We start from the raw sequence: 8154 nt of genomic DNA on the forward strand, positions 1-8154 counted from the left end.
CGAGGGTTGTGTCCCGGCCCTCGGCGAGGTCTCGGGCCGGGGCGGGCCCGCGTCCGGTTCGTGCCGGGTTCGAGACGTCGCCGTGACACCGGCCGCCCGCCCTGAGGGTCGGAGCCAGGCGGAGTCCGGCGGAGGGCGACCCCAGGACCCGGACACGGCGGAGGGCGGCCCCCCGGGTTCGAGGGCCGCCCTCCGAGAGTCCTCGGCGCTACTTCACCGCGCCGGCCGTGAGGCCGGCCACCACCTGACGCTGGAAGACGATGTACGCGGCGAGGACGGGGAGCATCGCCATGACCAGACCGGCGAACAGGCCCGACCAGTCGCCCTTGTAACCCTGACTGACGGCGAGCTGGACCAGGCCCTGGGAGAGCACCTTCTGGTCCTGCTCGGTGTTGAGCACGGTGGGCAGCAGGTACTGGTTCCACTGGCCCAGGAAGTTGAAGATGCCCACGCTGATCAGGCCGGGCTTGGCCATCGGCAGCATCACCTGGAAGAAGGTCCGGGTGTGCGAGGCGCCGTCCATGAAGGCCGCTTCCGCCACCGAGGTCGGCAGCGTGCGGAAGAAGGCGGTGAGGAAGAAGACCGTGAACGGCAGCGAGTACGCGATGTAGACCAGGATCAGGCCGTGCAGGGTGTTGAGCAGGGCCATGTTCTGCAGCACGTAGAAGAGCGGTACGAGCGCCAGGATGATCGGGAAGCTCATTCCTCCGATGAAGAGGAAGTAGATGAAGCGGTTGCCCGGGAAGTCGAAGCGGGCCAGCACGTAGGCCGCCATCGAACCGAAGAGCAGCGTGCCGATCAGCGAGCCGCCCACCACCAGGATGGTGTTCAGGAAGTAGTCGCTCATGTGCGCCTCGGTCCAGGCGCGCGACCAGTTCTCGAAGTGCAGCCTGTCGGGCAGCGACCAGGGCGAGGTGAAGATCGCCCGGTCGGTCTTGAACGAGGTCATGACCGCCCACAGCAGCGGCATGACCACCATGATCGCCCAGACGATCAGGATGCCGTGGGAGAAGACGTTGAGGGTCGCACCCTCGGACCTGCTCTCCTTGCGGGTGACGGGAGGCGCGCTCTTCGTCACCTGCGCGGCGCCGGGCTCGGGCGGCTCGGGGAGGGCCGCGCCGGCGGGAGGGGTGTCGATGGCTTTCACCGGAGGTCACCTCGTGCTGTCGTGCCGGCCACCGCGACCGAGCTGGTTTCCTGCTGGGGGTCCGGGAGCTGTCCCCCGGGAAGACACAGCATCAGTACTCCAGCCGCTCGCGCCGGCCGAGCCGCATGACGACCGCCGCGAAGAGCAGCGTGACGACGAGCAGCGCGACACCGATCGTGGTCGCGTACGCGGCCTGACCGTCGCGGAAGGCCTTCTGGTACACGTACAGCGGCATCACGATGGTGGAGTAGTCCGGCCCGCCGCCGTTGGGGCCGACCGTCATGATCTGGACCACCGCGAAGGACTCGGCGCCGAGCGCCAGGATGCCCATGTAGATCCAGCCGGACTGCACGGTGTCCCAGAGCAGCGGCAGGGTGATCTTGAAGAAGGTGGTGAACCGGTTGGCACCGTCGAGCAGCGCCGCCTCGTAGAAGTCCTTCGGGATGGAGGCCATGCCCGCCGAGAAGAGGACGACGAAGAAGCCGACCGTGGACCAGACGAGGACGACCATCACACAGATGAGGGCCAGGTTCGGGTCGCCCAGCCAGTCGGGCTGGATGCTGCCGAGCCCCACCCCCTTGAGGACCGAGTTGATGGCTCCGCTGTTGGGGTTGTAGGCGAACTGGAAGAGCAGCGCCACGATCGCGATGGACAGCACCTGCGGGAAGAAGTACACGATCTTGTAGAAGGACGAACCGCGCACACCGGCGACGGCCGCTCCCCGGCGGCGCCGACCGCCGACATTGAGCATGAACGCGAAGAACAGCGCCAGACCGACGGTGACCAGCGGCAGGACGACGGCGAAGGTCAGGCTGTGCTGGAGCGATTTCCAGAACACCTCGTCGTCGAGCATGCGGCTGTAGTTGTCGAATCCGACCATACGGAATTCGGGGCTGAGACCGCTCCAGTCCGTGAACGAGTAATAGATGGACTGGATGAAGGGCCAGATGACGAACAACGCGTACATGGCCAGGGGAACCGCCAGGAACCCCACGATGAAACGGTACTTGCCGTGTTGCATTCCTACCGACCCCGATCTTCCCGCGGAAGTGCCGCTGGTGCCGTGCGTGCGGTGAGTGCCGTACGCAAGGAGCCGGGGCCCGCTCCCGGTCGGCGGGAAGGGGCCCCGGCACAGCTCACTGGTGCTTGTAGTGCTTGATGGAGGAGTCCTTGGCCGCCTCGTCGGCGAACTTCTGGATCTTCTTGATCGTCTCGGCCGGGGTCGCCCGGCCGGCCATCATCTCGCCGATGCCTGCGACACCGATCTTCTCCTTCTGCAGCGCCACATACCAGTCCTGCAGGCGCGGGTTGACCACGTTCTGTCCGGCCTTGTCGAGCGCCGCGACACCGGACTTCAGACCGGGGGTCAGCTCGATCCCGTCGGTACCGCCGTTGAACGCGGTCAGCGACTTGACGGACTTGGTGAAGTTCTTCGAGGAGGCCTCGCTGAGCATGATGCGCAGCTGCTCCATGCCGCCCTCGATGTTCTTCGCCTTGGCCGGGACGATGAAGGGCTCACCGCCGGAGGCCCAGATCGTGCCGAACGGCATCTTGTCGGAGGAGTCGATGCCGGTCGGGGCGGAGACGGCGAGGTTGAAGTCGGCCGGCATGGTCTTCGCCGCCTCGTTCTCCACCCACGAGCCGTTCGGGATGAAGAGGGCCTTGCCCTCGGTCCAGGCCGTCTGCGACTGGATGTGGTCGAGGCCCGGGGTGCCCTGGAGGATGTAGCCCTTCCGCTGGAGCTCGTAGTACGCCTCGAAACAGGCCTTGACCGCGGGGTGCTCCCAGGCCTTCGGCTCCAGGTTGTCGATCGCGTCGAGGACCTCGCGGCCGCCGACCTTGCCGATCATCGGGTAGAGCGAGAAGGGGACGTAGTACGGGTGCTTGCCGGCGTACGTCCAGCCCGCGATGCCCTTCTTCTTGGCCTTCTCGCAGACGGCCAGCATCTCGTCCCAGGTCTCGGGGTACTTCGCGTCGAGCGAGTCGAGCAGCTTCTGGGAGTACCAGACGCCGTAGACCGTGTAGGCGTAGTACAGGATCCAGACCGGGGCGCCGTCGAACTGGCCCATCTCCACGATGCCCGGCCGCAGGGTGTCGCGGACCTTCTTGCTCGGGTCGTCGACCGAGGCGGCGTCGAGCAGGGCGGTGAGGTCGGCCAGCTGCTTCTGGCCGACGAGGACGCCCATGTCCATCTGCTCGGCGCCGGAGTTGTCGATGAGGTCCGGCGGGTTGCCGCCGTTGAACCGCGGCTGCAGCTCGGTGGTGATCTTCTGGGTGGCGGTGAACTTGACCTTGGCCTGCGGATAGGTGGTCTCGTAGACCTTCACCGCGTCCTTGGCGTACTGCTGGCCGAAGCCTCCGTCGAAGAGGACGAAGTCGAGCGGAGCCGACCCGTTGACGCCGAGCGGGTTCTTCTCGGTCTTGGTGCCCTTCTCGACCTTGTCGCCGCCGTCGGTGGTGCCGCCGCTGGCGCAGGCGGAAAGGAAGCTCATCGTCGGCACCGAGATCAGACCGAGAGCGGCGGAGCGCTTGATCAGATCGCGGCGGCCGAGGCCCTCGTCGTTGTGCGCGGAGGTGGATCCCATGCTCAAGTCCTCGCCTTCATTCAGGACTCAGGCGGTGTACCGGTCGCCCGTTTTCTGCTCGCCACAGGCGAAGGGCCCCGCCACCGCATTCGAATGCAGCTTGGGTCGTACACGTGCAGGCGTCGTGCCGTCGATCGCGTGGTACGACGGTCCGGACGCCGACAGGTATAGTCCACTTCCCTTCTCCTGAGCAAGATCGAAAGCAGGTTTGCGCGGCAGTCTTTCCCGAGTTGAGACCTCGCGGATTATCCAGGCGTATCTATGCCGTTTCATCCCCCGACTTGCCGTCAACACCCTTGACACCAGAACACACTTGACCCCCTACTAGAGCCTGCGTCTTCGGTTTGACAACGTTGTCCAAATCCAGTGGCAGGAGCGGCGACACGGCATGGAGCCCAGAATTCGCACCCGATCACGGTCCCGGAACCCCCGCTTCAGAGCCGCCGCGCTGGTCGCGTCGACGGCATTGGTACTGAGCTCGGCCCCCTCGGTGGCACAGGCACTTCCCGGCCAAAAAGACATATCCTCCGGGGAGTTCACCACCTCCTTCGAATCGGACGAAACTCAGCCCACTTGGCGTAACACGGTGGACGTCGGATCGGACGGCGCCAAGCGTGCGTCGGGTGTCGACGGCGGCTTCGCCAGTGGGATTCCGGGCAATGTCACCGACAAGGTGGTGGCACTGCGCGCCAGCGGCGAGAACGCCGGCTCGGGAGAGACCAAGGAGAACCTGGTCGATCTTCAGCCTGCCACGAAATGGCTGGTCTTCGAGCCCACCGCCTGGATCGAGTTCGACCTGGACGAGCCGGTCAAGGTGGTCACGTACGCGCTGACGTCGGCGAACGACGCGGCCGAGCGCGACCCGCGCGACTGGACGCTGAAGGGCTCGGCCGACGGCAAGGAGTGGAAGGTCCTCGACACCCGCGAGGGCCAGGGCTTCACCAAGCGCTTCGAGACGAAGACGTACGACACCGCCAACGACACGGCGTACGGCCACTACCGGCTCGAGATCACGAAGAACGCCGGCGCGAGCATCACCCAGCTGGCCGACGTTCAGTTCTCGAACGGGGACACCTCGGCCCCCGTGCCCGAGGACATGCGCAGCCATGTCGACCGCGGCCCCGGCGGCTCGCCGACCGCCAAGGCGAACGCCGGCTTCACCGGCACCCGGGCCCTGCGCTACGCCGGTACGCACAAGCCGGACGGGCGGGCGTACTCGTACAACAAGATCTTCGACGTCGACACCCGGATAGCCCGGGACACCGAGCTTTCGTACCGGATCTTCCCGTCCCTCCCCGAGACGGACCTCAACTACCCGGCCACGAACGTGTCGGTGGACCTGGCCTTCACGGACGGCACCTATCTGAGCGACCTCGGGGCCACCGACTCCCACGGCGGCCTCCTCTCTCCCGGGGGCCAGGGCGCGGCCAAGCGGCTCTACGTCAACCAGTGGAACCAGGTGACCTCGATGATCGGCGCGGTCGCGGCCGGCCGGACCGTCGACCGGATCCTGGTGGCGTACGACTCCCCGAAGGGTCCGGCGAAGTTCCAGGGCTGGATCGACGACATCGCGCTGAAGGCCAGGGCCCCGGAGAAGCGGCTCGACCGGCTCTCCGACTACGCCTCCACCACCCGGGGGACGAACTCCAGCGGTTCCTTCTCGCGCGGCAACACCTTCCCGGCGACCGCCGTCCCGCACGGCTTCAACTTCTGGACGCCGGTGACCAACGCGGCCTCCAAGAGCTGGCTGTACGAGTACGCGCGCGGCAACAACGCGGACAACCTGCCCACGGTGCAGGCGTTCGCCGCGAGCCATGAGCCGAGCCCCTGGATGGGCGACCGGCAGACCTTCCAGGTGATGCCGTCGGCCGCGGCGGGCACCCCGGCCACCGACCGGGTCGGACGGGCGCTCGCCTTCCGCCACGAGAAGGAGACGGCCCGGCCGCACTACTACGGCGTCACCTTCGAGAACGGTCTGAAGGCCGAGGTCACCCCGACCGACCACGCGGCGATGATGCGCTTCACCTATCCGGGCGACGACGCGAGCGTCGTCCTCGACAACGTCACCGCGGAGGGCGGTCTGACCCTCGACGCGGCGAGCGGCTCCTTCACGGGCTTCTCCGACGTGAAGAGCGGTCTGTCGACGGGCGCCACCCGGATGTTCGTGTACGGCGTCTTCGACGCGCCGGTCACCTCCGCGACGGCCGAGGGCGTCAGGGGTCTGCTCCGCTTCGACACGGGTGAGGACCGCACGGTCGGCCTGCGCATCGCGACCTCGCTGATCTCCGTCGACCAGGCGAAGGCGAACCTCGCGGACGAGCTCCCGGAGGGCAGCCGCTTCGAGAGCGTGAAGGAGCGGGCTCAGGACGCCTGGGACGAGATCCTGGGCCGGGTCGAGGTCGAGGGTGCCACCCACGACCAGCTGGTGACCCTCTACTCCAGCCTCTACCGGCTCTACCTCTACCCGAACTCCGGATTCGAGAAGGTCGGTTCGAAGCACCGGTACGCCAGCCCGTTCTCCCCCATGACCGGTCCGGACACCCCCACCCGTACCGGGGCGAAGGTCGTGGACGGCAAGGTGTACGTCAACAACGGGTTCTGGGACACCTACCGCACGACCTGGCCGGCGTACTCCTTCCTCACGCCGGACAAGGCGGGCGAGCTCGTCGACGGGTTCGTGCAGCAGTACAAGGACGGCGGCTGGATCTCCCGCTGGTCCTCCCCCGGCTACGCCGACCTGATGACCGGCACCTCCTCGGACGTGGCGTTCGCCGACGCCTTCGTCAAGGGCGTGGACTTCGACGCGGAGGCGGCGTACGAGGCGGCGCTGAAGAACGCAACCGTCGTGGCGCCGAGCCGGGGTGTGGGCCGCAAGGGGATGGAGACCTCCCCCTTCCTCGGCTACGCGTCGACCGAGACCCACGAGGGTCTCTCCTGGTCGCTGGAGGGCTACCTCAACGACTACGGCATCGCGAGGATGGCGCAGGCGCTGCACGAGAAGACCGGGAAGAAGCGGTACGAGGAGGAGGCGGCGTACTTCCTCTCCCGCGCCCAGAGCTACGTCTCCCTGTTCGACAAGAAGGCCGGCTTCTTCCAGGGCCGCGACCTGAAGGGCGAGTGGCGCGTGCCCTCGGAGAGTTTCGACCCGAGGATCTGGGGCCACGACTACACCGAGACCAACGGCTGGGGTTACGCCTTCACGGCCCCGCAGGACTCGCGGGGACTCGCCGCGCTGTACGGCGGTCGCGGCGGCCTGGGCAAGAAACTGGACACGTACTTTGCCACGCCCGAGACGGCGAGCCCGGAGTTCGTGGGCTCGTACGGCAGCGTCATCCACGAGATGACCGAGGCGCGTGACGTCCGGATGGGCATGTACGGGCACTCCAACCAGGTGGCCCACCACGTCCCGTACATGTACAACGCGGCCGGGCAGCCCTGGAAGACGCAGGAGAAGGTCCGCGAGGTGCTCTCCCGGCTCTACACGGGCAGCGAGATCGGGCAGGGATACCACGGCGACGAGGACAACGGCGAGCAGTCGGCCTGGTACCTCTTCTCGGCGCTGGGCTTCTACCCGCTGGTGATGGGCAGCGGGGAGTACGCGATCGGATCGCCGCTCTTCACCAAGGCGACGGTCCGGACGGACAACGGCCGCAAGCTCGTCGTGGAGGCCCCGCGCAACAGCGCGAGGAACATCTACGTCCAGGGCGTGAAGCTGAACGGCAAGCGCTGGAACTCCACCGCACTGCCGCACGACCTGCTGGCACGCGGCGGCACGCTGTCGTTCGAGATGGGCCCCCAGCCCTCGGCCTGGGGCACGGGCGCGCAGGCGGGTCCGGTCTCGATCACCCCGGCCGGCAAGGCTCCGTCGCCCCGCACGGACGCCACCACCGGCACCGGCCCGCTCGTCGACAACACCTCGTCCACGGCGGCGGCCGTGACCTCGGTCGAGCTGCCGGTCGCGGAGAGGACGCGGGCGGTGCAGTACACGCTGACGTCGTCGGCGGCGGAATCGGCGCCCACGGGCTGGGTGTTGCAAGGCTCGAAGGACGGTCAAAAGTGGACGGATCTGGACAAGAGGTCAGGAGAGACCTTCACTTGGGACCGCCAGACCCGCGCCTTCACGGTCCGGACGCCGGGCTCGTACACGACCTATCGTCTGGTGCTCGGCGCGGAGGCACAGTTGGCAGAGGTGGAGCTGCTCCACTAACACCCGGCAAACAGGAGCTCCTTACCGAAACAGTTCTGTCACAAACGAATTGACCCGTGAAGATCCTGTGCGAGGATCCTCGGAGTGAGTGGTGCGGCCCGCCCCCCCCGGGGGGGGGGGCCCAATTAAACCCAAAAAAGGGGGGTTTTAATTGGCCCACAATAATTGCAGAAAAACAACGGCCACCTTTCACCGGTTAAAGTGGCCGCGGTAAA

4 protein-coding genes are annotated in these 8154 nt (G+C 67.0%); 1 reads left to right on the plus strand and 3 read right to left on the minus strand.

Annotation, left to right across the window (positions count from 1 at the left end; translation table 11 throughout):
* Window positions 1–208 precede the first annotated feature (208 nt).
* The 3 genes from ACZ3IJ_RS33120 to ngcE form a co-directional block, all read right to left on the minus strand.
* Window positions 209–1147 (minus strand): carbohydrate ABC transporter permease, encoded by a 939-nt coding sequence (locus ACZ3IJ_RS33120; protein WP_467474404.1) that lies wholly within the window; start codon window positions 1145–1147, stop codon window positions 209–211.
* 91 nt (window positions 1148–1238) lie between these two features.
* Window positions 1239–2168, minus strand: coding sequence for a carbohydrate ABC transporter permease (locus tag ACZ3IJ_RS33125; protein ID WP_352186952.1), 930 nt, complete (start codon window positions 2166–2168; stop codon window positions 1239–1241).
* A gap of 115 nt (window positions 2169–2283) precedes the next feature.
* The gene (ngcE, locus tag ACZ3IJ_RS33130; RefSeq protein WP_391801706.1) at window positions 2284–3732 is read right to left on the minus strand and encodes an N-acetylglucosamine/diacetylchitobiose ABC transporter substrate-binding protein; all 1449 of its coding nucleotides are present in this window, start codon (window positions 3730–3732) and stop codon (window positions 2284–2286) included.
* Window positions 3733–4120: 388 nt separating this feature from the next.
* Here ngcE and ACZ3IJ_RS33135 point away from each other — a divergent pair, with 388 nt between their 5' ends.
* Window positions 4121–7939: a GH92 family glycosyl hydrolase gene (locus tag ACZ3IJ_RS33135; protein ID WP_467474407.1), complete on the plus strand. Its 3819-nt coding sequence runs from the start codon at window positions 4121–4123 to the stop codon at window positions 7937–7939.
* The last annotated feature ends 215 nt before the right edge of the window (window positions 7940–8154 follow it).

This window comes from Streptomyces sp. NPDC013317, from assembly GCF_055563155.1.

Excerpts from the sequence above, each read along its gene's own strand:
- ACZ3IJ_RS33135 (WP_467474407.1), top strand. The coding sequence starts at position 4,121 with ATGGAGCCCAGAATTCGCACCCGATCACGGTCCCGGAACCCCCGCTTC.
- ACZ3IJ_RS33125 (WP_352186952.1), bottom strand. The coding sequence starts at position 2,168 with ATGCAACACGGCAAGTACCGTTTCATCGTGGGGTTCCTGGCGGTTCCC.
- ngcE (WP_391801706.1), bottom strand. The coding sequence starts at position 3,732 with ATGGGATCCACCTCCGCGCACAACGACGAGGGCCTCGGCCGCCGCGAT.